This window comes from Nocardia sp. NPDC003999, assembly GCF_053604885.1.
Genome location: NZ_JBSGIB010000024.1, coordinates 46967 through 70905, shown reverse-complemented (window position 1 = coordinate 70905; position 23939 = coordinate 46967). Strand labels below are relative to the sequence as shown.

Here is a 23939-nt window from a genome sequence, read left to right as displayed (position 1 = left end):
GTCGATGTAGTGGGCGAGAGCGTCGCGGGACACGGTGGGGAGCAGTATCCCGTGCTGATCGAGGAGTTCGGCAAGCCCGGCGAGGACCGACCGATCGGTCGAACCCGTACCCGCGCCGGTCAGAACAGGAAATAGCGCTGGGCCATGGGCAATTCGGTGGCGGGTTGTTCGCGCCAGACCTCGCCGTCGATGCGGACGGTGAAAGTGTCCGGCTCGACTTCGATGCGCGGCATGGCGTCGTTGTTCGGCAGATCCGTCTTCCGCACGCCACGGACGTCGCGGACCGGAACCAGCCTCCGCTGGACCCGCAACCGGTCGGCGAGGCCGTCCTCGATCGCCTGCTCGGAGACGAAATGCAGTGCGGTCGCGGCGGCGGCCGCCGGGGCGGCGCCGAACATGGGGCGCGGCAGCACCGGCTGCGGCGTGGGGATGGAGGCGTTGGCGTCGCCCATCGCAGCCCAGGCGATCGCGCCGCCCTTGAGGACGGCATGCGGGTGGACACCGAAGAACGCCGGCTCCCACAGCACCAGATCGGCGAGCTTGCCCACCTCGACCGACCCGATCTCGTGGTCCAGGCCGTGCGCGACGGCCGGGCAGATGGTGTACTTCGCGATGTAGCGCTGGACCCGGGCGTTGTCGGCGGCGCCGTCGCCCGGCAGCGCGCCGCGGCGGCGCTTCATCACGTGCGCGGTCTGCCAGGTGCGCAGCACCACCTCCCCGATGCGGCCCATGGCCTGTGAATCGCTGCCGATCATCGAGATGGCGCCGAGATCGTGCAGCAGGTCCTCGGCCGCGATGGTGGAGGGGCGGATGCGGCTTTCGGCGAAGGCCAGATCCTCCGGGATCGACGCGCTCAGGTGGTGGCACACCATGAGCATGTCCAAGTGCTCGTCGAGGGTGTTGATCGTATGCGGACGAGTCGGGTTGGTGGAGCTGGGCAGCACGTTGGGATGGGCGGCGACGGTGATGATGTCGGGCGCGTGTCCGCCGCCCGCGCCCTCGGTGTGGTAGGCGTGGATGCCGCGGCCCGCGATCGCCGCCAGGGTGTCCTCGACGAAACCCGCCTCGTTCAACGTGTCCGAGTGCAGCGCCACCTGCACCCCGGCCGCCTCGGCCACGGTGAGGCAGGCATCGATCGCGGCGGGCGTGGAGCCCCAGTCCTCGTGCAGTTTGAAACCCGATGCGCCCGCGCGTAATTGCTCCCACATGGCCTCGGCGCTGACGGTGTTGCCCTTGCCGAGCAGCACGATGTTCACCGGCCAGCCGTCGGTGGCCTCCAGCATGCGCGCCAGATGCCACGCGCCGGGCGTCACGGTGGTCGCCTTGCTGCCCTCGGCCGGGCCGGTGCCCCCGCCGATGAGGGTGGTGATGCCGCCGCCGAGCGCCTCCTCCAACAGCTGCGGGCAGATGAAATGCACGTGACAGTCGATCGCGCCCGCGGTGAGGATGCGGCCGTTGCCGGAGATCACCTCGGTGGACGGCCCGACGACCAGGTCCGGGTGCACCCCGGTCATGGTGTCGGGGTTGCCCGCCTTGCCGATCGCGCTGATCCGTCCGTCGCGAATACCGACGTCCGCTTTGATGATTCCCCAATGATCGATGATCACCACGCCCGTGATCACGGTGTCGGGAGCGCCCTCGGCGCGCGTCGCTCGGGACTGGCCCATGGATTCGCGCAGGACCTTGCCGCCGCCGAACACGGCTTCGTCGCCCGCGCGCCCCGGTCCCCCGCTGCGGTCCTCGGTGATCTCGATCAGCAGATCGGTGTCCGCCAGACGAATCCGGTCGCCCGTCGTCGGTCCGAACAGTTCGGCGTACCGCGCCCGGCTCAGCTCACTCATCGCGTCCTACCTCCTGAGCCCGCGTACTCCGCGCCGCCCCGTTCCGGGTCCGCATACGCACTAGCCATCGAGACGGCCCGGTGGGGTCGGGCTGATCCCGTGCACCTCGCGGGCGCCGCCCAGCGGCACCAGCCCTACCCGTTGCCCGAGACCGGGTTCGAAGCGCACCGCGGTCCCGGCCGGGATGTCGAGGCGGTGGCCGTGCGCGGCCGCGCGGTCGAACTCCAGCGCCGTGTTCGCCTGCGGGAAATGCACATGGCTGCCGACCTGCACCGGCCGGTCTCCGGTGTTGACCACGTCGAGTTCGAGGCGCCGCGCGCCCACGTTCAGTTCGATGACGCCCTCGGCGCAAAGGTATTCGCCGGGGATCACGCCGGGCCTCGGTCCGGCTCGGGGGCGCTCGCAAACCGCATACCGCCCGCCTATCCGATCGGGTGGTGCACGGTGACGAGCTTGGTGCCGTCCGGGAAGGTCGCCTCCACCTGGACGTCGGGGATCATCTCCGGCACGCCTTCCATCACGTCGTCGCGGGTGAGGACGGTCCGTCCCGAGGACATCAGGTCCGCGACGGTGCGCCCGTCCCGCGCGCCTTCCAGCACGTGGTCGGTGATCAGCGCGACCGCCTCGGGATGGTTCAGCTTGAGTCCGCGCGCCTGCCTGCGCCGGGCCAGCTCGGCGGCGTAGCTGAGCAGCAGGCGCTCCTGCTCATGCGGTGACAGTCGCATCCGGGCTCCTCACCGGTTCACAGTGACGGGTGACGCACATTCTGGCACGCCCGTTCCGCCGTCGCCGGTCGAGCGGTCAGGACCGATGCGGCAGATTCTGCAGTCGCACCTGACCGCGCGCCACGGTGCGGCCCTGCTCATCGGTGATGACGACCTGCCACAGCTGCTGCAGCCTGCCCCGATGCAGCGGCGTCGCCTCGCCTGTCAGGGTGCCCTCGCGCACCGCCCGCAGAAAATCGGTGTTGTTGTTCACGCCGACGACCGTGCCCTGGTCGCCGAACCAGACACCGCCGGCGATGCTGGCGAGCGTCTCGACGACGGTGCAGTACACGCCGCCGTTCTGGATGCCTGCGGGCTGGTAGAGGTGCGGTTTCACGACCCACTCGCCACGCACGCGATCGGGGCTCAGCTCGGTGTAGCGCAGGCCGATCAGGTCGGCGAAGGTGCCTTCGCTGTAAGCGTTCATCTGCTCGGGCGTGACGTCCGCCAGCGAGCCGACCTGGCGAGTCTCCTGCTGTGTCATGTATTCACTGTCGCACAGCACCCTGCGCGCAACGCCGCGGCCTCATCGCAGGCCAGGGCGGTGCCCCGCCGAAGAGATCGACACAGAGCGGCGGGCCCCACCGGAAGTGGAGCCCGCCGCGGCACGGGATCGGGGGTCACCGCAGCCCTCGGGACTCTCACGCGATCCGTACGCCGGAGATGAGTATAGGTCAGGCTTACCTAACTAAGCAAGAACCCGACCGCCGCACGGGCAGCCCGCGCTCGGCCATCGCCGCCAAGAGCGCCTGGCCACGACGCGCGCCGGTGACGGAATCGGTCCGCGCCAGATCGGGCACGTAAGTCGAAGCGCCCGCGACGGATTCACCGACGAGGGACCAGAATCGCCCGGCGCTCAAACCGGAGCAGCGAGTCAGGTTCCGCTGGACGACGGTCAGCGCGGGCTCGCAGCGATGCGCGAGCCAGACGTACATCGCCTCCGGGCACGGCAAGGCGACCACACCGGGACCGCCCGCAAGCGGATCACCGTCGATCACGCGAATGGTGGTGTCCGACAAGCCCGCCCAGTCGATTCCGCCGTCGTTGTCGGTATGGATCCATAGGTTCTCCAAGCCCGGATCCCAGGCCCGCCCTTCCGCCACGAGCAGCGCGACCACCCGACCGACTATCGCGTGGATCAGCGCCGTGGCAACCACTTCCGCCGCGATGCCGGCACTGATCATCTCCGCGGCATGCCGCCGGTACATGAGTTCGACGCGCCCCTCGCGCACTCCGTCCGCCAGCTGCCACCACCGTCGTTTGCCCTGCTCGGCGATCGCGGCGACGGCATAGACCCGCGGGTGCTCCGGTTGCAGCGCGCGCAGCCGGGCACAGGCGCGTCCGAACTCCGTCGTCGAGCGATGTGGCGTGGTGATGAGCTCGGTCATCGAACCTCCTCGGGGATCGGCTCCGTCGCGCGGCGCGGCGGACATTCGGCCATGCCCGTCTGTCCGCGAAGATAGGTTAGGCTTACCAGACCTAGCAACCGTATCGCTGATTTCAGGAGCAGCTCGTCGCCGTGACTTCTCTTGCCACCGTGAGGCGGCGACGTCTTTCCGGACTTCTCGTCTCGACCGTCCTGCTACTGCTCGCCGTGCTGGCCGGCGTGGCGGTGGGCGCCCGCTCGCTCGCGCCCGGGACCGTCTACGACGCCGTGCATCATGCGCTCACCTGCCCCGGCGGACCCTTCACCTGCGCAGCCGGTTCCACCGAGGAAGAGATCGTGCGAGGGCTGCGGCTGCCGCGCACCGCGTTGGCACTGGTCTGCGGGGCGGCCTTGGGAATCGCGGGCGCGCTCGTCCAGGGCTACACCCGCAATCCGCTCGCCGACGCCGGGTTGCTCGGACTGAACGCGGGTGCGGCGTTCCTGGCCGCGTTGAGCGTGTACCTGTTCGCCTTCGCCGCGCCGGAGCAATACATCTGGTTCGCGCTGGCCGGAGCGCTGATCGCGGGGGTGGCGGTGTTCGCGACCTCGTCCGTGGGCGGCGGCAAGGCGAGCCCGCTGACCCTCGTGCTCGCGGGTGCGGCGGTCACCGCGTTCCTGCAGGCCATGACCAACGCCGTCGTGCTGTTCGACGCCGCCGCGCTGGACACCTACCGGTTCTGGGTGATCGGCGCCGTCGCCGGCCGCGACGCCGCGGTGTTCTGGCAGGTACTGCCGTTCCTGGCCGTGGGCATGTTGCTGGCGGTGCTGGCGGCGCCCGGACTGAATCTGATCGGCCTCGGCGACGACGTCGCGCGTGGGCTCGGCGTGCATGTCGGCCGCAGCCGCGCGCTCGGCCTGGCGGCCGTCGTGCTGCTGGCGGGCGCGGCGACGGCGGCGGTCGGGCCGATCGCCTTCCTCGGCCTGGTCGTGCCGCATCTGGCGCGGACGATCACCGGGCCCGACCATCGCTGGCTGATTCCCTATTCCGGGCTGCTCGGCGCGTTGCTACTGCTGATCGCCGATGTGGCGGGCCGGGTGGTGGCTCGCCCCGGCGAACTGGAGGTCGGCGTAGTGGTGGCCCTGCTCGGCGTGCCGTTCTTCCTCGCGTTCGTGCGCAGGCGAAAGCTGGTGAACCTGTGACGGTCTCGCTGCGAGCCTCGAATGCCCGCCCCGCGCTGCGCGTCGGGCCGGTGTCGACGGTGCTGCGACCGCGGATGATCCTGATCGTCGCGGTCCTGATCGCGCTGGCGCTCGCACTGTTGTGCCTGGACGTCGCGGTGGGCGAGTCCCGTCTACCGCTCGGGCGCGTGCTGGACGTCTTGACCGGCGGCGGCACCAGGGCTCAGCGGTTCATCGTGCTGGAGTCCCGGCTGCCGCGCGCGCTCACCGCGCTCGTGGTCGGCCTCGCGCTCGGGCTCGCGGGCGCTGTCACCCAGTCCATCCTGCACAACCCGCTGGCCGCGCCGGACATGCTCGGCATCACTTCGGGCGCGAGCCTGGGGGCGGTCGCGGTGCTGGTCGGCACCGGAGGCGCGAGCACCGGCCTGGCCGCTTCGGTCGGCGCGCCGGTGGCGGCCCTGGCAGGCGGGCTGCTCACCGCCGTCGCCATCTACCTGCTCGCCTGGGGACGCACCGCCACCGGCGCGTACGGCGCCACCGGGCTGCGGCTGGTGCTGATCGGCGTGGGCGTGAACGCCCTGCTGACCGCCGGGATCAGCTGGCTGCTCACCCGCGCCAGCCTGGCGGATGCCCAGCGCGTGCAGTTGTGGCTGAACGGATCGCTCAACGCGGCCGACAACGCGCGCCTGGGTCCCGCGGCGATCGCCGCGGGAATCGCCGCGCTCGTCGCGCTCGCCTCCGCCCGCACGCTCGCCGCGCTGCGCCTCGGCTCCGACACCACGCGTGCGCTCGGGGTGCGCATCCAGACCCAGCAGGCCGTCCTGATCGGAGCGGCGGTCGTGGCCGCCTCGGTGGCCACCGCCGCCGTCGGGCCGGTCGGTTTCGTCGCCCTCGCCGCGCCGCAGATCGCACGACGCCTGCTGCGCACACCGGGCGAGCCGCTGGTCGGCGCCGCGGTGACCGGCGCCGTCCTGGTGGTCGGCGCGGATGTCGTGTCCCGCACCGCGTTTCCGGTCGACCTACCCCTCGGCGTCGTGACCGCGGCATTCGGCGGGCCGTTCCTGCTGTACCTGCTCGTGCGTATGAACCGGAAGGCCACGCTGTCATGACGATCGCGGACATCACCGCCCCTGACGCCACGGAGCGAGCGAGCGCTCCTGCGCACCGGCTCGGCGCCGAGGCGGTCACACTCGGCTACGGCGACCGGGTGATCGTCGACGGGCTGAGCTTGACCGTCGCTCCCGGCGTCGTCACGACCGTCATCGGGCCCAACGGTTGCGGGAAGTCCACCCTGCTGCGTTCGCTCGGCCGCCTGCTGCGCCCCCGAGAAGGCCGAGTGTTGTTGGACGGCAAGGCTATTTCGACGATGAAGACCAAGGACGTCGCCCGCATCGTCGGCATGCTGCCGCAATCGCCGGTCGCCCCGGAAGGGCTCACCGTCGCCGATCTGGTCGCCCGCGGCCGCCACCCGCACCAGTCCTGGTTCCGGCAGTGGTCGGGCACCGACGAATCCGAGGTGACGACCGCGCTGGACCAAACCGGGATCGCCGACCTCGCTGGCCGGCCGCTCGATGAGCTGTCCGGCGGCCAGCGCCAGCGCGCCTGGATCTCGATGGCGCTGGCCCAGGGCACCGACATCCTGCTGCTCGACGAGCCGACCACCTATCTGGACCTGGCGCACTCCATCGAGGTGCTCGACCTGGTGGACCGGTTGCACGCCGATCTCGGCCGCACCGTCGTGATGGTGCTGCACGATCTCAATCTCGCGATCCGCTACAGCGACCAGCTGGTCGTCATGCGCGACGGACGCGTGGTCGCCGCGGGCGCCCCCGGCGAGGTGGTGTCGGTCGAGCTGCTGCGCGAAGTGTTCGACCTGGACGCGAAGGTTCTCGAGGACCCGGTGTCGGGCCGCCCGATGATCGTGCCGATCGGCGCCAGGCACGTGCGCGGAAAGGTGGGCGGACCGGCTGCCACAACGCCCGAGACCGCGCCGTATGAGAAATGACACACCAGCTATTCCATAGTTACGACACCCTGTAGTACGCATCCTCGTCGTTGAGTACCTAAAATTAGGGAATGGCAGGTCTTGGTGAACTCGAGAAAGCGGTCATGGACCAGTTGTGGTCGGCCGACGAACCACAAACGGTCCGGCAGGTGCACGAGGCGCTCGCCGCACGCCGTGAGCTCGCGTACACCACGGTGATGACCGTGCTGCAACGCCTCGCGAAGAAGAACCTCGTGGTCCAGCGGCGCGACGACCGCGCGCACCGCTACGCGCCGGTGCACACCCGCGACGAACTCGTGGCCAGCCTGATGGTCGACGCCCTGCAACAGGCCGACGCGGCGGGCAGCCGCGCCGCGGCCCTGGTGCACTTCGTGGAACAGGTCGGCAAGGACGAGGCTGCCGCTCTGCGCGAAGCACTCGCTAAGCTCGAAGCAACCGAGGACTCGACGCCCCCGCCGCAGTAGACTCCTCGGGCGCCCTGGCCCCACAACGCAGTGAGCTGAGTCGATGAACGCAACCGCGCCGGTATTCGCCGGACTGGCATTGCTTCTCGCGGGGCCTGCCCCGGCCTTGCTCAGCCGGGCGACCTGGACCTACCGGACGCCCCGAGCAGCGCTGGTGCTCTGGCAGGCCATCGCGCTCGCAGCCGTGCTCAGCGCGTTCGGCTCCGGGTTGGCCATCGCCGCCGAGCTGCTCGTGCCCGGTCCCGACGGCCGCCCGACCACCGCGCCGACCAGGGAGATCGACGCGCTCGGCCTGCCGCTGTGGCTGGCGTACGTGTTCGTCTTCGCGCTCACGCTGCTGATCGGCGCCCGGTTGATCTACGCGATCATCCGGGTCGGCGTGCACACCCGCAGGCGGCGGTCGCGCCACCGCATGCTCGTCGACCTGCTGGACCAGAGCGGTCCGCACCGGCGCGCGGCCGACATCCGGGTGCTGGCCGCCACCGAGCCCATCGCCTACTGCCTGCCCGGCCTGCGCCAGCGCGTCGTGCTGAGCGAAGGCACTCTGACCAATCTCGCCGACGCCGAGGTCACCGCCATCGTCAGCCACGAACGTTCGCACCTGCGGGCCAGGCACGATCTCGTGCTGGAGGCGTTCACGGCCGTGCACGAGGCGTTCCCCCGGGTGGTGCGCAGCAAGGCGGCGCTCGGCTCGGTGAAACTGCTCATCGAGTTACTCGCGGACGACTCGGCGGTCAAGGTCACCGGACCGAAGCCGCTGGCCCGCGCCCTCGTCGCCTGCGCGAAGTCCACCGCGCCGCAAGGCGCGCTCGCCGCGGGCGGCCCCACCACGCTCATCCGCATCCAGCGGCTGAGCGGCCGGATCGGGGACCTGCGCATCGCCACGGCCGCCTACCTCGGCTCGGCCGCCATCCTGGTGGTGCCGACGCAGGCCGTGGCCGTACCCTGGCTCGTGGAACTGAGTCGGCTGTTCCACGGCTGACTCCCCGGCACGTATCCTGGACCTTCGGCCCGCCTCCGGTCGGCCGCATCCTCTCGCTTTACCCGGCGCGCGTCATCGCCCGCGCCACCGCGCGGTGAAACCGCATCGCGCACCGTTCTCCATCCCACCGAACAGCGCGATCCGCGTGGAACGCGCCGTGCGACGAAAGGCACATCCTCCTCGTGACCCCCTCGACCACCGTCGCCGCGGCGCCCCCCGCGACCTTCGCGGGTCTGGGCCTGCCCGCCGTGCTCGTCCAGGCACTGCGACGCGACGGCATCGAGACGCCGTTTCCGATCCAGGCCGCCACGACGCCCGACGTCCTGGCAGGCAAGGACGTGCTCGGCCGCGGGCCGACCGGTTCCGGAAAGACCTTGGCCTTCGGCCTCCCGATGCTCACCCGGCTGGCCGGCGCCGCGGCCAAGCCGGGCCGCCCGCGCGGACTGGTCCTGGTGCCGACCCGCGAGCTGGCCGCACAGATCGAGCGGGCACTGGACGAACCGGCGCTTTCGCTCGGCCTGCGCGTGGCCTCGGTGGTCGGCGGCGCCCCGATCAAACGCCAAGCCGACCGGCTCGCCCGCGGCGTCGACCTGCTCATCGCCACGCCCGGACGGCTCGCCGACCTCCTCACCCAGGGATCGGCCGATCTGTCCGACGTGACGATCACCGCGCTCGACGAGGCCGACCACATGGCCGACATGGGATTCCTGCCGCAGGTGACCAAGCTGCTCGACCGCACGCCGCGCGACGGTCAGCGCCTGCTGTTCTCGGCCACGCTGGACGGCGAGGTCGACAAGCTGGTCAAGCGTTACCTGCGCTCCCCCGTCACGCATTCCACCGCACCGCCGTCGGCCTCGGTCACCACGATGTCGCATCACCTGCTCTACGTCGGCGACAAGGTGACCAAGCGGGCGGTCGCCACCGAGATCGCCGCCCGCGACGGGCTGACCATCATGTTCGTCCGTACCAAGCACGGCGCCGACCGGCTCGCCAAACAGCTGCGCGGGGCGGGCATCGCCGCGGGCGCGCTGCACGGCGGCAAGGCGCAGAACAATCGCACCCGCACCCTCGCCGCGTTCGCCGACGGCTCGGTGCCGGTGCTGGTCACGACCGACGTCGCCGCGCGCGGCATCCACGTCGACGGGATCTCCCTCGTCGTGCATGTCGATCCGCCGCCGGAGCCGAAGGCCTATCTGCACCGGGCCGGGCGCACCGCCCGCGCGGGTGAGGACGGCGTGGTCGTCACGCTGGTGATGGACGAAGAGCGCCGCGACGTCGAGTCGATGGCCCGTAAGGCGGGTGTCGAAGTGGACGGAGTCGCGGTCCGTCCCGGCGACCGCACCCTGGTCGAGATCACCGGCGCCCGCCGCCCGTCCGGAACTCCGGTGGTTCCGGCTTCCGCCGCGCCCGCGACCACCCCGGCGACGAAACCCGCACGACGTCAAGCGAACCGGCGTGCGGAGACAGCTCAGGCCGGTGGCCGCGGCGCCGGTGCGGCGAAGCAGTCCCGATCGGGCTCGATGCCGAGCCGTGGTGGCGAATCGGTCACCGCGCCGGGGCGTCGTCGCGGCCAGGCGAAAGTCGCCGGGAAGCCCGCCACCGGCAGCTCCGCCGGGCACAGTGCGGGTTCGGTCGAGGGTGCGTCCCCCCGCCGTTCCGCTGCGGCGGGCGGATTCTCCGGACGCGCCGCAGGGCACGCCTCCGGCGACACGCCGGGCCGGACACGGCGACGCGCCGTACGCGCGCAGCAGTCACCGCAGCGGGGCAATCGCGGAGCAAACTAGAGCGTGTCGACTCACGCGGCAGCCGCCGTCCTCTGCGCCCTGCTCGCGGCGCTGCTGTTCGCGGTCGCCGCGGTGGCGCAACAGCACGCGGCGGCCGCGGTGCCGGAGGGCGCGTCGCTGATCCGCTCACTGATGCGCACCCCGCGCTGGTGGGCGGGCGTCGTCGGCGACGCGGGCGGATACGCCATGCAGGTCGTCGCGCTCACCTTGGGCGCGGTGCTGCTGGTGCAGCCGATCCTGGTGAGCGCGCTGGTGTTCGCGCTACCGATGTCCGCCCGGCTCAACGACCGCCGCGTGGCGCCGCGCACCTGGGCGACCGCCCTCGCGCTGACCGCCGCGCTGGCCTGCTTCCTGCTCGTCGGCAATCCGACCGAGGGCAACACCGATGCGCCGCTGCGAGATTGGCTCGTGCCCCTGGGCATCCTGCTCGGCCTGATCGCCGCCGCCACCGCCGGTGGCATCGCCGCGCGCGACCCGGCGTGGCGCGCGCTGCTGATCGGCGCCGCGAGCGGCGCCCTCTACGGACTCGCCGCCGCGCTCACCGACTACGTCACCGACCTGTTCGAGCACGGTCTCGGGGATGTGCTCAGCGGCTGGCAGACCTGGGCACTCATCGGGGCCGGTGTCACCGGCGTCTACCTGCAGCAGCGCGCCTATCACGCGGGACCGCTGACCGCCTCCTTGCCCGCCGTCACGGTCGTCGAGCCACTGGCCGCCGCGTTCATCGGCATCGCCGTGCTGGACGAGCGGTTGCGGACGGACACCGCGGGACTGGTCATCACCGGAGGCGCGGTGCTCGTCATGGCCGCCGCGACGATCATGCTCTCCCGCTCGCAAGCCGCCGCCTGAGCCCACCGGCGAAGAAAGGCCGACGGGACAGACGACGCACCGCATATCCGCACTGTCGAGCCCCGGGCAGAACGGCGCACACCCGTCGGCGCGCGGATATCATCGGTCGAGTGCGCTTTCTTCCCGGTCATCAGCCGCCGTACGACCTCACCTACGACGACATCTTCCTCGTCCCGAATCGGACGGACGTCGCGTCGCGCTTCGACGTCGATCTGTCGACGACCGACGGGTCGGGCACCACCATTCCCATCGTCGTGGCGAACATGACCGCCGTGGCCGGGCGCAGAATGGCCGAGACGGTGGCCCGCCGCGGCGGCATCGTCGTCCTCCCCCAGGACCTGCCGATCACCGCGGCCGCCGACACCATCGCCTTCGTCAAGAGCCGCTCGCTCACCGCCGACACCCCGGTCACCCTCGCCCCCGACCGTTCGGTCTCCGAGGCGGTCGCCCTGATGCACAAGCGCGCGCACGGCGCGGTCGTGGTGGTGGACGAAGGACGCCCGGTCGGCGTGGTGACCGAGGCCGCCTGCGCCGACGTCGACCGCTTCGCCCGGCTCCGCGAGGTCGCGGTCACCGATTTCGTGCGGGCCCCCGCGACCACCACCCCGCGTGACCTGTTCGACCTGCTGCACGCCGAGCACGCCGACTTCGCCGTGCTCACCGCCGAGGACGGCACCTTGGCCGGCGTGCTCACCCGCACCGGCGCCCTGCGCGCGGGCATCTACCAGCCCGCCGTCGACGCCGCGGGCAAGCTGCGCGTCGCGGCCGCGGTCGGCATCAACGGCGACGTGGCCGCCAAGGCCAAGTCCCTCGTGGATTCGGGCGCCGACCTGCTGGTCATCGACACCGCGCACGGACACCAGGCCAAGATGCTCGAAACGCTCACCGCCGTGCGCGATCTCGGGCTCGGAGTCCCGCTGGTCGCGGGCAACGTCGTCTCCGCCGAGGGCACCAGGGATCTCGCGGCGGCGGGCGCCGACATCGTCAAGGTCGGTGTCGGCCCCGGCGCCATGTGCACCACCCGGATGATGACCGGCGTCGGCCGCCCGCAGTTCTCCGCGGTGGCCGAATGCGCCACCGCCGCCGCGGAACTCGGCGTGCACATCTGGGCCGACGGCGGCGTGCGCCATCCTCGCGACGTGGCGCTCGCGCTGGCCGCGGGCGCGTCCAACGTGATGATCGGCTCCTGGTTCGCCGGTACCTACGAGTCCCCCGGCGACCTGCGGGTCGATCGCGACGGCAACGCGTACAAGGAGAGCTTCGGCATGGCCTCCAAGCGGGCCGTCGCCGCCCGCACCGCCTCCGACAGCGAATTCGACCGAGCGCGCAAGGGACTGTTCGAAGAGGGCATCTCCAGCTCGCGGATGCGGCTGGACCCCGAGCGTCCCGGCGTCGAGGACCTCATCGACCACATCTGCTCCGGTGTGCGCAGCGCGTGCACCTACGCGGGAGCACGGACGCTCGCCGAGTTCCACGACAAGGCAGTGCTCGGCGTGCAATCCGCGGCCGGATTCGCCGAAGGCCGCCCGCTGCCCAGCGGTTGGTGAGCGCCGACACACGAATCGCACCGGCACCGGCCCACGCCACTCGGCACGTGGGCCGGTAGCATGGTGGTTGCCGGACACCGGCACCACGACTCGTTTGCGAAAGGATCCAGTTGTCACCCGCGTCCGAGGGCGCCGCACAGGAGGGCTCCTCTACCGAGCCGGGTGACCAACCCGGCGTCCTCCTCCCCGCAGTAGTCCCATTCCGCACAGGCCGTCACGCAGCACCGTTCGGGTGGTGCTGACCATGTCCGTCGCGCTCACCGCGCTCAGCCTGATCGGATTCATCGCACTCACCGTCGGCACGGCCCTGTTCGTCGCCGCGGAATTCTCCCTCACCGCCCTGGAGCGCAGCACCGTCGAGGCGCACGCCCGCACCGGTGACGTCCGCGCCCGCATGGTCCGCAAGGCGCATCGCACGCTGTCGTTCCAGCTGTCCGGCGCCCAGCTCGGCATCACCATCACCACGCTGATCACCGGTTACATCGCCGAGCCGGTACTGGCCCGGCTGCTGCATCCGGTGTTCGCCGGCATCGGGCTGAGCGAAGCCGCCGCGGGCGGCGTCGCGCTCACGCTCGCGCTGATCCTGGCCACCTCGCTGTCGATGATCTACGGCGAGCTGGTGCCCAAGAACATCGCCATCGCCAAGCCGCTGGCCACCGCCCGCGTCACGGCCGGACCGATGGTCAGCTTCTCGGTGGTGTTCAAGTGGATGATCCATTTCCTCAACAGCACCGCCAACTGGGTGGTTCGCAGGCTCGGCGTCGAGCCCGCCGAGGAGTTGCGCTCGGCCCGTTCGCCGCAGGAACTCGGCTCCCTGGTGCGCACGTCCGCGCTGCGCGGCGCGCTCGACCAGCCCACCGCCCAGGTGATGGACCGCTCGCTGCAGTTCGGCGAGCGCAGCGCCGAGGAGCTGATGACTCCGCGGGTGAAGATCGAGTCACTCGACAAGGACGACACCATCGCCGATCTGATCGAGGCGGCGGGCCGCACCGGTTACTCCCGATTCCCGGTGATCGACGGCGATCTCGACAACACCCTCGGCTTCGTGCACGTCAAGCAGGCTTTCACCCGCCCAGTGCACGCGCGCCGGACGACACCCCTCTACCGGCTCGCCCAGCCGGTGCCGATCGTGCCCGCCAGCTTGGACGGCGACGAGGTGCTCGAACGGGTCCGCGCCGACGGCATGCAGGTCGCCCTCGTCGTGGACGAGTACGGCGGGACCGCGGGCCTGGTCACCATGGAGGACATCATCGAGGAGATCCTCGGCGACGTCCGCGACGAGCACGACGAGGAGGAGCGCGACGTACGGCGCGTCTCCGACGGCTGGGATTGCTCGGGCCTGCTGCGTATCGACGAGGTCTCCCGGGCGACCGGGTACGACGCGCCGGAGGGCGAGTACGAGACGCTGGGCGGCCTCGTGCTGACCCGGCTCGGCCGCATCCCGGTGCCCGGCGACGAAGTCGTGCTGCCCAACCCTCGCTCGCAGCAGTGGACGGCGCCGGAGAACCACGGCGCCGGCGGCTGGATCGCCCGGGTGGAGCGCATGGACGGACGGCGCATCGATCGGGTCCGGTTGATCCCGGTGGACGCCGACGCCCTCGCGACCAAGGAGCACAGCCATGGGTGACCTCTTCGGCGTCCTGCTCACCGTCGTGCTGCTGGCAGGCAACGCCTTCTTCGTCGCCGCCGAGTTCGCGCTCATCTCCGCCCGCCGCGACCGGCTGGAAGCGCTGGCCGCGCAGGGCAAGCGCAACGCGAACACCGTCATCCGAGCGGGCGAGAACCTTTCGATGATGCTCGCCGCCGCGCAGCTGGGCATCACCATCTGCTCGATCCTGCTCGGCCGCGTCGGCGAGCCCGCCGTCGCGCATCTGCTGGAAGGCCCGTTCGACCTACTCGGCCTGCCGCAGCAACTGCTGCACCCGGTGGCGTTCGCGCTGGCGCTGACCATCGTGGTGATCCTGCACATCCTGTTCGGCGAGATGATCCCGAAGAACATCGCGCTGGCCGGGCCGGAGCGCAGCGCGCTGCTGCTGGTGCCGGTGCACCTGATGTGGCTGCGGCTGGCCCGCCCGCTCATCGCGCTGTACAACCTGGCCGCCAACCTGTCGCTGCGCCTGCTGCGGGTCGAGCCGAAGGACGAGCTGGAGGCCACCGTGTCGACGGTGGAACTGGCCGAGATGATCGGCGAGTCCCGCTCGGAGGGGCTGCTCGACGAGGAGGAGCACCGCCGCCTCACGCAGGCGCTCGGCACCAGCGACCGGGTGGTCGCCGACGTGATGGTGCCGCTGGACGCGACCCGATCGATTCCGCTGCGCGGCAACGGGACCACACTCGGCGACATCGAATCCGCGGTCGCCGAGACGGGTTTCTCCCGCTTCCCGGTGCGGGCGAACGACGGCTCGCTGGTCGGCTACCTGCACGTCAAGGACGTGCTCGACAAGGTCGCCGACGAGAGCGCCGGTCCGGGGACGCCGATCCCGCGCACCGATATCCGCCCGCTGCCGACGGTGGGCATGGGCGCCACGCTCTACGAGGCGCTGGCGCGGCTGCGGCGCACCAACAGCCATCTCGGCCGCGTGGTCGACGACCGGGGCAACACCACCGGCATCGTCGCCTTGGAGGACTTGGTGGAGGAATTCGTCGGCACCGTCCGAGACGGAACACATCGGGTGGGCGAATGACGATTCGGGCAGCGTGCCCGCGCGGGGTGCGATGACCATGCGGGTGTTGTCCGGTGCGCGGTGGCGGGAGTCCGCCGCCGCGCACCGGGCCCGGCTGGACGATCTGGTCGGGCCCTATCTCGAGCGGCGGGCGCAAGGTTCGTCGCACCCGGTGATCGACTTCTTGTTCACCTACTACGGGCACAAACCCGCCCAGTTGCGGCGCTGGCATCCGGGATACGGCATCGGGATGGCCGATGCCGCCGAATACCGCGATGCGCGGGGGTATCACCGCGTCGTCACCGATTCCGGCGCTGCGGGCTTCTGCACCGCCGATCCCGCATACCTGGACAAACGCCGCGATACCGTCGCGTTCGTCGCGGAGTTGCTGCGGGCCACCGCGTCCCGGCCCGCTCATCTGTCCTGCTTCGGGCTGCACGAATGGGCGATGGTGTATCGCACCGACGACATCCGCCACCAGAGGGTGCCGCTGCGGCTGGGACGCGCGGGCACCGACAGCGTGCTCGACTCGATGTCGCTGCGCTGTACGCATTTCGACGCCTACCGCTTCTTCACCCCGGACGCCGTCGGCCGCAATGCCGAGCCGCTCACCCGAGCCGACCAGCTGCGTCGCGAACAGCCGGGCTGTCTGCACGCGAATATGGATCTGTACAAGTGGGGCTTCAAGCTGGTCCCGCTGATCTCGTCGGAGCTGCTCCTGGATTGTTTCGAGTTGGCTTGCGCCGCAAGGGAACTGGACATGCGCGCCAGCCCGTACGACCTGTCCGGCCTCGGCTACCAGCCGGTTCGCATCGAGACACCCTCGGGGCGGGCGGAGTACGTCCGCGCCCAGGCCGAGTTGGCGGAACGCGCAGCCGGACTACGATGCGTCTTCCTGGGTGCCTGCGACGAACTCCTGTCGGAGCACCCGAATTCGGCCACGCTCGGCACCGGACCGACCCAGTCGCGCTGACCACGCGGACCGGAAAACTTCGCGAATCGTCTGCGATTCGACGAAACTCACCCTCGGGCCGACGGAAATCATTACCATTCAGTCAGTTCAGCGGTGACTGTCCCAGTCACCCTGGGTAGCCAATCTCGACGACGAAGTTGGGGGGTCGCGACGATGCGCCCGTTGGCCAGACTGTGCCGTGCCAAACCGCTGGCTCTGCTCACCATCGGCATGGTTACGGCCGTGCTGCTGCCCATGAGCGCTTCGGCCGATCCGCCATCGGACGTTCGTAACGCGGTCGAGGAGTTCCTCGACGTCGGGCGCACTTCGGTTCCCCGCGCCGACTGCGGCCCCGGCGCCGCCCCCGAGAGCGGACTGCAAGGCGATGTCACCGCCGCCGACCGCGACAGCGGGCGCAGCACGCAGGGCTACCGGTGCAACATCTCCTACGTCGGCGGCTACGCGGGACGCGGCGCGGGCATCACCTCCACCAGCTTCGAGCATTGCGCCTATCTGGGCTCGTTCTTTCCCGGCGACCTGATCAGCGAGGGCCGTGGCGTCCAGGTGCTCGACGTGTCCGATCCGGCGAATCCGCGTCCGACGGCGACTTTGACCGAGCCCGCGATGCTCGCGGGCACCTGGGAGAGCCTCAAGGTCAACACCGAGCGCAAGTTGCTGGTCGGCACCGGCGTGCCGGTCGGCGAGGGTGTGGGCTACCTGTCGGTCTACGACATCTCCGATTGCGCGCATCCGCGGCTGCTCAATCCCGGTCCGGGGACGAATCTGGCGATGCCGCTGCCGATCACCACGCACGAGGGCGGCTTCTCCCCCGACGGCAACACCTATTGGGCCTCGGGAGTCGCGCCCGGCTTCGTCAGCGCGGTGGACCTGAGCGACCCCGCCGACCCGCATGTGGTGTGGCAGGGCTTGACGGGCATCGAAGCGCACGGATTCGGCATCAGCCCGGACGGCGATCGGATGTACATCTCCGCGCTCGGCGGATTCACCGTCCTCGACATCAGCGCGGTGCAGCGCCGCGACCCCAACCCGCAGGTGCATCATCTGGGCCGGGTGTTCTGGACGGACGGCTGGGCGACCCAGCACAGCATCCCGGTCTTCTACGACGGCAAGCCCTACCTCTACACCGTCGACGAAGGCGGTTCCGGCGGCGTCAAACTCATCGATATCTCCGACGAGACGGCGCCCAGGGTGGCCAACAAGATCAAGCTCGAGATCAACCTGCCGCAGCACATCGACAGCAATATCGGTTCGTCGATGGGCGGTTCCGCCTTCGCCTACGAATCGCACTACTGCGCCGCCGACCGGCAGGACAACCCGACCGCCTTGGCCTGCGGATGGATCTCCTCCGGCATCCGGGTGTTCGACATCCGCGACCCCTACGCCATCCGCGAGATCGCCTACTACAACCCGCCCGCCCGCACCGGGCAGAACATGAGCCTGTGGAACTCGCCGCACGCGCTCGCCTCGCTCATCGGCGTTCCGCTTATGAGCACCCCTCCGGCGGTACGCGCCGTACTGGAGGGACAGTTCAACCCCTTGGATGCCACCACCCCGCGCACCGGCCGCCTCGCCTTCGGCGATGTGTCCACCGACTGGTGCTTCTCACCACCGGAATGGCGCGGATCACAGCTGTACGTCGCGTGCTCGGACAACGGGTTCATGGTGCTGCGACTGGACGACGACGTGTACTCGCCACCGGCGGACCAGCGGTCGATCGTCGGGTCGTAGCGATGCGGCGCTGGATGTCGACCGCCGCCCTGGTCTCGGCGGTCTTCGCGCTGCTCGTGCTCGGCGCCGCTCTGCGGCCGCTGGTGTTTCCGGAAAGTCGTTCCGCCGCACCGGTGCTCACCGATGTCGAGATCGGCTTCGTACAGGACATGACCACCCATCACCAGCAAGCGCTGCTGATGGTGCAGCGGCTGGATCGCTCGGTCGATCCGGCGGTCGCCCGGCTGGCCGAACAACTCGACCGCACACAGCGCCTGGAGATCGGCACCATGCTCGGCTGGCTGCGCCTGGCGGACGCGCCGCCCAGCTCCGTACACCCGATGGCGTGGATGCACGGCGCGGACGCGTCGGCGCATGGCCATCAGGCGACGGCCGCGCAGACGGCACCGCTGATGCCCGGGATGGCGAGCACGGCGGAACTGGACAATCTGGCAGCGGCACATGGCCGGAACGCGGAGATACTGTTCCTTCAACTGATGTTTCGCCACCACCAGGGCGGTGTCGCGATGGCCGAGGCCGCCGACGGTCTCCTGGGCTCCGGGCCGGTCAAAGAGATCGCGCGTTCCATGATCCATGGGCAAGGCCAGGAGGCGGGGGTGATGGGCATGCTGCTCACCCAGCGCGGAGCGACCCCACTGCCCTGATCACCCGGGCGGCTACGACGCCACGTGCAACCCGAAGCCGGTCGCTCCCCGCGCTTCGCGACCAGCCACGAGACGCAGAGTCCGGTCGTAGTCGCCGCCGCCCTGCGGGCGGTACCGGATCGGCTCCAGTTCGGCCAGCTCCGACATCCGCCGCCGCAGGTCGTACGCGACGTCGTCGAAGCGCGCGGCGTCGAGGCGGATCGTGTCGTGCACCACGAACGGCGGCAGCACGTCCATGCCGGTGTAGTAGAGGATGCCGTGGTGGATCGGGAACAGCAGATCTTCGACGGGGCCGTTGATCCCGCGATCGGAGTAGGACGGCTGCCTGCCCCCGACCGAGACCACCAGCATCGCGCGCCGCCCGGCCAGGACGCCCGCCCCATATCTGGGCAACGCCTTACCCCCGGCTCCATAGGCGAAATCGCAGGTGAGAACCCGGTCCACCCAGCCCTTCATGATCGCGGGCATGCCGAACCACCAGAGTGGGAAATGCAGGACGACGGCGTCGGCCCACAGCAGTTTCTCCTGCTCGGCGCGTATGTCGGGACTCAGCGTCCCGTCGCGGTAGGCCACACCCGAGGCCAGCATGAAGTTGGGCTCCTCGACCGCGCCGAAATCGTCGGTGTCGGCGGCGGCCTTCCACCCCATCGCGTAGAGGTCGGTGATCCGCACCTCGTGCCCGTCCGCCCGCAACTGGCGCACCGCAACGTCTTTCAGAGCGCCGGTGAGTGAGTCCGGCTTCGGGTGGGCGTACACGATCAGTACGTTCATTCCAGCGTTCGTCACATGTCGGCGCAACAGCGTGCGGAGCGTCGGATATTCCGTCGTCCCCTCGACCTGCGTCGACAGGTGGCCCGGCGACGGCCCGGCGACACCGCGACGGTATGGTCGGCTGAACCGGGTCATGATCGTCGGCCGGGAGAGGTTGGGCAACAGATGATTCGGACCGATGCGATCAAGGTGCCCGCGCACGTGCGCGGATACCCGGGTGTGGCGTTCGGCGGGTATGTAGCGGGACTACTCGCCGCCGCGAGCGGCGCCACGCAGGTGCGCGTCGACTTCCGCCGCGGCGTGTCCGTGGACACTCCGCTGGTACTGGCGGCCGACGGCTCCGGCGGCGCGTCACTCACCGACCTCGACGGTGCGGTACTCGCCGAAGCGTCCCCATCGACGGTCACGGTCACGCCGCGGCCCGCGCCCAGCTGGGAACAGGCTCGAGCGGCGAGCGCGACCGCAGGCGCGCTGCGCAAGATGAGCCACTGCTACGGCTGCGGTGCGGCCTGCGCGCCCGGACGTGGATTGCGCTTGTCGCCTTGGGCCATGTCCACGCACGACATGGTCATCGCCGCCTGGACACCGGATCCCGCGCTCGCCGGACCCGATGGGTTCCTCTCCACCGAGAACATCTGGTCCGCTCTGGATTGCCCCGGCGGCTGGGCCGCGATGGCGCTGCGCGACCTGCGCCCCGGAGCGGTCACCGCCGCTCTCACCGCCACGCAGCTCGAACCGGTCCGCGCCGGCGACCCCTACCTGTCCTACGGGTGGCCGATCTCATCGGACGGCCGCAAGCACACGGTCGGCGTGGCCTTGTCACGAAGCGACGGAACGCTGTGCGCCCTCGCCGAAGCGCTCTGGATCGAGCCCCGCCGACCGCTCCCGTTCGAATGGTGATCGGTCCCCCCGAATCTGCCGACCGCGCTCAGTGAGTGTCGACGAAGCGGTACCACTGGCCGTCGAAAGCGGCGTATTCGATGCCGTTGGTGGCGGGTGGGCCGAGGTGCGGTGGGGTGGCCGGGTCGCGGAAGAAGGCGAAGCCCTCCGAATTCGAGTCACCCGTTTGGGTGTAGAACAGGCAGCCGCCGTCGCGGGGCGTGATGAAGGTGATCGTGTAGACGCCGAGGCGGCTGCGGTGGCCGGAGTGCGCGCAGTCGACGGCTTGATCTTCGAGGATCCCGCGGGAGAGGCGCCAGCCGGTGTCCTCAGGGACGTCGTAGAGGGCCGACGCCACGAGGGCCGCGATGAGCACGGGCGAGGCGAGACTGTGGAACACGGCACGGTAGCGCAGCAGCCCGAGCAGTCCGAACAGGACGGCGATCCCACCGAGCACACCGAGCACCGCCCAGAGCACGACGAGGGTCGGGAACGTGCCCTCCGCGGCGAGTTGCCAGAACAGCGCCGCGCAGCAGAGCGCGACCAGGGCGGTCAGGAGCCCCATCCACAGAACGAACCAACGAGGAATACGCGACCGTGTGCGCACGGACCCTGCGGAGTTCACGTGTTCAAGATACGAGGGGCAGGAGCTTCGCGCGCGGGATCGGCGGCGAAATCCCCCGGGGCACTGGCGATCACGGCGACGCGGGAAGCGGGCGGAAAGCCGCGCGGTCCAATTCCGGAGACCGCGCCCGAGTTCGCATGGTCCAGATGTCCGGCGAATTCCGGCACCGATGACTACGCACTTCACCAGGCGGCGAGATCCATCAGTGTGAAAACAAACAATTCGGAACGTTTCCCGATTCCGGACGGAATAGAAATCCCCCGGCCAGCACACCTGACCAGGGGATTTCACTACTCGCAGCAGATCGTGGACCGCACGTTCACAGCGGAGGGAAGCCCGCCGATCCGGTGGCCATCCAATTCCAGAACATCGCCGCGCGATTAACGACCAATGCCACGATGTCGAGCACAACGCTTCCCATGAATCTTCCTCACAAATCGACGATCTCGTGCGGCCCCCAGAGTAACGGACCGATATACAAGAGTCGAAACTCCTGGTCGCCCGAGAAAGCGCGAATCCCCCGGCCGACGGGACCGGGGGATTCGCGGCGCGCGGAGACTAGACGCAGGCCAGCGCCTTCGCCTCACGGCGACGGCGGTGCAGGATCGGCTCGGTGTACCCGTTGGGCTGCTTGGTGCCCTCCAGGATCAGTTCCTTGGCCGCCTGGAACGCGATGCTGCCCGCGAAGTCCGGCGCCATCGGCCGATAGTTCCGGTCGCCCGCGTTCTGCCGGTCGACGACCGGGGCCATCCGCTCCAGGCTGGCCACCACCTCATCGGCGCTGACGATGCCGTGGCGCAGCCAGTTGGCCATCAGCTGGCTGGAGATGCGCAGCGTCGCACGGTCTTCCATGAGCGCGACGTCCTTGATGTCGGGCACCTTGGAGCAGCCGACGCCCTGGTCGATCCAACGCACCACGTAGCCGAGGATGGACTGCGAGTTGTTGTCCAGCTCCTGGCGCTTCTCCTCGTCGGTCCAATTCGGCGCGGCGGCCAGCGGGATCTCCAGGATCTCGTCGACGGTGGCGCGGCGACCGCCCTTGGCGATCTCCTGCTGCCGCTTGAACACGTCGACCAGGTGGTAGTGCGTCGCGTGCAAGGTCGCGGCGGTGGGCGAGGGCACCCACGCGGTGTTCGCGCCCGCGCGCGGGTGACCGATCTTCTGGGTGAGCATGTCGGCCATCAGGTCCGGCATGGCCCACATGCCCTTGCCGATCTGCGCCTTGCCGGGCAGGCCGGCGGCGAGACCGGTGTCGACGTTCCAGTCCTCGTAGGACAGGATCCACTGCTGGGACTTCATGTCCGCCTTGCGGACCATCGGCCCGGCCTCCATGGAGGTGTGGATCTCGTCGCCGGTGCGGTCCAGGAAGCCGGTGTTGATGAACACCACACGTTCGGCGGCGGCCTGGATGCAGGCCGCGAGGTTCACCGTGGTGCGGCGCTCCTCGTCCATGATGCCGATCTTGAGCGTGTTGCGGCTCAGCCCGAGCACGTCCTCGATCCGGCCGAACAGCTCGTCGGTGAACGCGACCTCGTCCGGGCCGTGCATCTTCGGCTTCACGATGTAGACCGAGCCGGTGCGGCTGTTCTTCAGCTGCACGTCGTCGGCCAGGCTGTGCTTGGCGATCAGCGAGGTGATCAGCCCGTCCATGATGCCCTCGGGCACCTCGTTGCCCTCGGCGTCCAGGATGGCGTCGGAGGTCATCAGGTGACCGACGTTGCGCACGAACAGCAGCGAACGGCCGTGCAGCGTGAGTTCGCCGCCGTCCAGCGCCGTGTACACGCGGTCGGGGTTCATGGTGCGGGTGAAGGTCTTCTCGCCCTTGGTGACCTTCTCCGCGAGGTCGCCCTTCATCAGGCCGAGCCAGTTGTGGTAGCAGAGCACCTTGTCCTCGGCGTCCACGGCGGCGACCGAGTCCTCGAAGTCCATGATCGTGGTGACCGCGGACTCCAGCACGACGTCCTTGACGCCCGCGGTGTCGGTGCTGCCGATCGGGGACTGCGGGTCGATCTGGATCTCGATGTGCAGACCGTTGTGCTTCAGCAGCACCGAACTCGGCGCCTCCGGATCACCGAGGTAGCCGACCAGCTGGGAGGCGTCGGCCAGACCGATGCTGGTGCCGTCCTCGAGGCCGACCTCGAGCTCGCCGTCGACGATCTTGTAGGACGTCGAGCCGATGTGCGAACCGGTGATCAGGGTGACCGAGTCGTCGAGGAAGTTGCGCGCCCACTCGATGACCTTGTCGCCGCGCACCTTGTTGTAGCCGGTGCCCTTCTCCGCGCCGCCCGCCTCGGAGATGGCGTCGGTGCCGTAGAGCGCGTCGTAGAGCGAGCCCCAACGCGCGTTGGCGGCGTTGATCGCGAAACGGGCGTTCATCACCGGCACCACGAGTTGCGGGCCCGCGGTCGCGGCGATCTCCTCGTCGACGTTCTGGGTGGTGATCTGGAAATCGGCGGGCGCGGGCCGCAGGTAGCCGATGTCGGTCAGGAAGTTCTTGTAGGCGGCCTTGTCGTAGTTCGCGCCGGGGTGCTCCGCGTGCCAGGCGTCGACCTTGCCCTGGATCTCGTCGCGTTCGGCCAGCAGAGCGCGGTTGCGCGGAGCGAGATCATTGATGACCTGCTCGGCGCCGGCCCAGAACGCGGCGGAATCCACGCCGGAACCGGGGAGCGCCTCGTTCTCGACGAACTCGTGGAGAACGCGTGCCACCTGGAGCCCGCCGACCTGAATCCGCTCTGTCATCTACTGCCTCACTTCCGAGAAAACCGAGTGGGAAAACAGTGTCATGTTACCCGTGGGTAGCGGTGTAACCGCGCGCCGGGTCGCCCATGCCTGTGCCCGAATCCGTCGCCACGCCGAGGTGAGCTGTTCGTTGCGC

Annotated in this window: 22 protein-coding genes; 14 read left to right on the top strand and 8 right to left on the bottom strand. The window is 69.9% G+C overall.

The features are described from left to right. Positions 1–119 precede the first annotated feature (119 nt). The 5 genes from ACWESM_RS31590 to ACWESM_RS31570 form a co-directional block, all read right to left on the bottom strand. Complete coding sequence (locus ACWESM_RS31590) at positions 120–1841, bottom strand: urease subunit alpha (protein ID WP_452494873.1); 1722 nt, start codon at positions 1839–1841, stop codon at positions 120–122. Between the two features lie 60 nt (positions 1842–1901). Next, on the bottom strand, positions 1902–2213 hold the full coding sequence (locus ACWESM_RS31585) for an urease subunit beta (RefSeq protein ID WP_355078470.1): 312 nt from the start codon (positions 2211–2213) through the stop codon (positions 1902–1904). Between the two features lie 50 nt (positions 2214–2263). Further along, positions 2264–2566 carry an urease subunit gamma gene (locus ACWESM_RS31580; RefSeq protein WP_039797870.1) on the bottom strand — a complete coding sequence of 101 codons (303 nt, stop codon included), beginning with the start codon at positions 2564–2566 and terminating at the stop codon, positions 2264–2266. Positions 2567–2642: 76 nt separating this feature from the next. Continuing rightward, positions 2643–3032, bottom strand: a complete 390-nt coding sequence (locus ACWESM_RS31575) for a PaaI family thioesterase (protein ID WP_355078546.1) — start codon at positions 3030–3032, stop codon at positions 2643–2645. A gap of 253 nt (positions 3033–3285) precedes the next feature. Next, positions 3286–3993 carry a hypothetical protein gene (locus tag ACWESM_RS31570; protein ID WP_452494871.1) on the bottom strand — a complete coding sequence of 236 codons (708 nt, stop codon included), beginning with the start codon at positions 3991–3993 and terminating at the stop codon, positions 3286–3288. A gap of 131 nt (positions 3994–4124) precedes the next feature. On the opposite strand from ACWESM_RS31570, the gene ACWESM_RS31565 reads away from it, so the two are divergent. The 13 genes from ACWESM_RS31565 (at position 4125) to ACWESM_RS31505 (ending at position 18789) form a co-directional block, all read left to right on the top strand. Beyond that, a complete protein-coding gene (locus tag ACWESM_RS31565) occupies positions 4125–5171 on the top strand; it encodes a FecCD family ABC transporter permease (protein WP_364436602.1) in 1047 nt (348 codons plus the stop codon). Next, on the top strand, positions 5168–6259 hold the full coding sequence (locus ACWESM_RS31560; protein ID WP_364436606.1) for a FecCD family ABC transporter permease: 1092 nt from the start codon (positions 5168–5170) through the stop codon (positions 6257–6259). The genes ACWESM_RS31565 and ACWESM_RS31560 overlap by 4 nt, the downstream gene beginning before the upstream one ends. Continuing rightward, positions 6256–7155: an ABC transporter ATP-binding protein gene (locus ACWESM_RS31555; RefSeq protein WP_364436609.1), complete on the top strand. Its 900-nt coding sequence runs from the start codon at positions 6256–6258 to the stop codon at positions 7153–7155. The genes ACWESM_RS31560 and ACWESM_RS31555 overlap by 4 nt, the downstream gene beginning before the upstream one ends. 71 nt (positions 7156–7226) lie before the next feature. Continuing rightward, positions 7227–7619: a BlaI/MecI/CopY family transcriptional regulator gene (locus tag ACWESM_RS31550; protein WP_397281829.1), complete on the top strand. Its 393-nt coding sequence runs from the start codon at positions 7227–7229 to the stop codon at positions 7617–7619. A 43-nt stretch (positions 7620–7662) separates the two neighbouring features. Further along, positions 7663–8601, top strand: coding sequence for a M56 family metallopeptidase (locus ACWESM_RS31545; RefSeq protein ID WP_355078475.1), 939 nt, complete (start codon positions 7663–7665; stop codon positions 8599–8601). A gap of 182 nt (positions 8602–8783) precedes the next feature. Beyond that, on the top strand, positions 8784–10385 hold the full coding sequence (locus tag ACWESM_RS31540) for a DEAD/DEAH box helicase (protein ID WP_364436617.1): 1602 nt from the start codon (positions 8784–8786) through the stop codon (positions 10383–10385). Between the two features lie 3 nt (positions 10386–10388). Beyond that, positions 10389–11234: a DMT family transporter gene (locus ACWESM_RS31535; protein WP_355078477.1), complete on the top strand. Its 846-nt coding sequence runs from the start codon at positions 10389–10391 to the stop codon at positions 11232–11234. A 110-nt stretch (positions 11235–11344) separates the two neighbouring features. Next, positions 11345–12781, top strand: coding sequence for a GuaB1 family IMP dehydrogenase-related protein (locus ACWESM_RS31530; protein WP_355078478.1), 1437 nt, complete (start codon positions 11345–11347; stop codon positions 12779–12781). A 244-nt stretch (positions 12782–13025) separates the two neighbouring features. Further along, on the top strand, positions 13026–14408 hold the full coding sequence (locus tag ACWESM_RS31525; protein WP_452494903.1) for a hemolysin family protein: 1383 nt from the start codon (positions 13026–13028) through the stop codon (positions 14406–14408). Further along, positions 14401–15465, top strand: coding sequence for a hemolysin family protein (locus ACWESM_RS31520; RefSeq protein WP_355078479.1), 1065 nt, complete (start codon positions 14401–14403; stop codon positions 15463–15465). The genes ACWESM_RS31525 and ACWESM_RS31520 overlap by 8 nt, the downstream gene beginning before the upstream one ends. Before the next feature lie 37 nt (positions 15466–15502). After that, positions 15503–16417 carry a 3-methyladenine DNA glycosylase gene (locus tag ACWESM_RS31515; protein WP_452494901.1) on the top strand — a complete coding sequence of 305 codons (915 nt, stop codon included), beginning with the start codon at positions 15503–15505 and terminating at the stop codon, positions 16415–16417. Between the two features lie 153 nt (positions 16418–16570). Then, positions 16571–18145 (top strand): LVIVD repeat-containing protein, encoded by a 1575-nt coding sequence (locus ACWESM_RS31510; protein WP_452494867.1) that lies wholly within the window; start codon positions 16571–16573, stop codon positions 18143–18145. Positions 18146–18159: 14 nt separating this feature from the next. Beyond that, positions 18160–18789, top strand: coding sequence for a DUF305 domain-containing protein (locus tag ACWESM_RS31505; RefSeq protein ID WP_397281836.1), 630 nt, complete (start codon positions 18160–18162; stop codon positions 18787–18789). A 12-nt stretch (positions 18790–18801) separates the two neighbouring features. On the opposite strand, the gene ACWESM_RS31500 is transcribed toward ACWESM_RS31505, so the two are convergent. Beyond that, positions 18802–19560, bottom strand: a complete 759-nt coding sequence (locus tag ACWESM_RS31500; RefSeq protein WP_355078482.1) for an NAD(P)H-dependent oxidoreductase — start codon at positions 19558–19560, stop codon at positions 18802–18804. Positions 19561–19725: 165 nt separating this feature from the next. On the opposite strand from ACWESM_RS31500, the gene ACWESM_RS31495 reads away from it, so the two are divergent. Beyond that, entirely contained in the window at positions 19726–20460 is a 735-nt protein-coding gene (locus ACWESM_RS31495; RefSeq protein ID WP_452494865.1) for a PaaI family thioesterase, read from the top strand. Positions 20461–20488: 28 nt separating this feature from the next. Here the strand turns inward: ACWESM_RS31495 and ACWESM_RS31490 are convergent, their stop codons facing one another. Continuing rightward, positions 20489–21004 (bottom strand): hypothetical protein, encoded by a 516-nt coding sequence (locus tag ACWESM_RS31490; protein WP_355078484.1) that lies wholly within the window; start codon positions 21002–21004, stop codon positions 20489–20491. A 618-nt stretch (positions 21005–21622) separates the two neighbouring features. Further along, on the bottom strand, positions 21623–23803 hold the full coding sequence (locus ACWESM_RS31485) for a malate synthase G (RefSeq protein ID WP_452494863.1): 2181 nt from the start codon (positions 23801–23803) through the stop codon (positions 21623–21625). Positions 23804–23939 lie beyond the last annotated feature (136 nt).

What these genes read in the sequence shown, in the direction of transcription:
- ACWESM_RS31580 (WP_039797870.1), bottom strand. Translation starts at nt 2,566, where the DNA reads ATGCGACTGTCACCGCATGAGCAGGAGCGCCTGCTGCTCAGCTACGCC.
- ACWESM_RS31510 (WP_452494867.1), top strand. Translation starts at nt 16,571, where the DNA reads ATGCGCCCGTTGGCCAGACTGTGCCGTGCCAAACCGCTGGCTCTGCTC.
- ACWESM_RS31485 (WP_452494863.1), bottom strand. Translation starts at nt 23,803, where the DNA reads ATGACAGAGCGGATTCAGGTCGGCGGGCTCCAGGTGGCACGCGTTCTC.
- ACWESM_RS31515 (WP_452494901.1), top strand. Translation starts at nt 15,503, where the DNA reads ATGCGGGTGTTGTCCGGTGCGCGGTGGCGGGAGTCCGCCGCCGCGCAC.
- ACWESM_RS31555 (WP_364436609.1), top strand. Translation starts at nt 6,256, where the DNA reads ATGACGATCGCGGACATCACCGCCCCTGACGCCACGGAGCGAGCGAGC.
- ACWESM_RS31575 (WP_355078546.1), bottom strand. Translation starts at nt 3,032, where the DNA reads ATGAACGCTTACAGCGAAGGCACCTTCGCCGACCTGATCGGCCTGCGC.
- ACWESM_RS31520 (WP_355078479.1), top strand. Translation starts at nt 14,401, where the DNA reads ATGGGTGACCTCTTCGGCGTCCTGCTCACCGTCGTGCTGCTGGCAGGC.
- ACWESM_RS31550 (WP_397281829.1), top strand. Translation starts at nt 7,227, where the DNA reads ATGGCAGGTCTTGGTGAACTCGAGAAAGCGGTCATGGACCAGTTGTGG.
- ACWESM_RS31490 (WP_355078484.1), bottom strand. Translation starts at nt 21,004, where the DNA reads ATGGGGCTCCTGACCGCCCTGGTCGCGCTCTGCTGCGCGGCGCTGTTC.
- ACWESM_RS31590 (WP_452494873.1), bottom strand. Translation starts at nt 1,841, where the DNA reads ATGAGTGAGCTGAGCCGGGCGCGGTACGCCGAACTGTTCGGACCGACG.
- ACWESM_RS31525 (WP_452494903.1), top strand. Translation starts at nt 13,026, where the DNA reads ATGTCCGTCGCGCTCACCGCGCTCAGCCTGATCGGATTCATCGCACTC.
- ACWESM_RS31500 (WP_355078482.1), bottom strand. Translation starts at nt 19,560, where the DNA reads ATGAACGTACTGATCGTGTACGCCCACCCGAAGCCGGACTCACTCACC.
- ACWESM_RS31495 (WP_452494865.1), top strand. Translation starts at nt 19,726, where the DNA reads ATGATTCGGACCGATGCGATCAAGGTGCCCGCGCACGTGCGCGGATAC.
- ACWESM_RS31570 (WP_452494871.1), bottom strand. Translation starts at nt 3,993, where the DNA reads ATGACCGAGCTCATCACCACGCCACATCGCTCGACGACGGAGTTCGGA.
- ACWESM_RS31545 (WP_355078475.1), top strand. Translation starts at nt 7,663, where the DNA reads ATGAACGCAACCGCGCCGGTATTCGCCGGACTGGCATTGCTTCTCGCG.
- ACWESM_RS31505 (WP_397281836.1), top strand. Translation starts at nt 18,160, where the DNA reads ATGTCGACCGCCGCCCTGGTCTCGGCGGTCTTCGCGCTGCTCGTGCTC.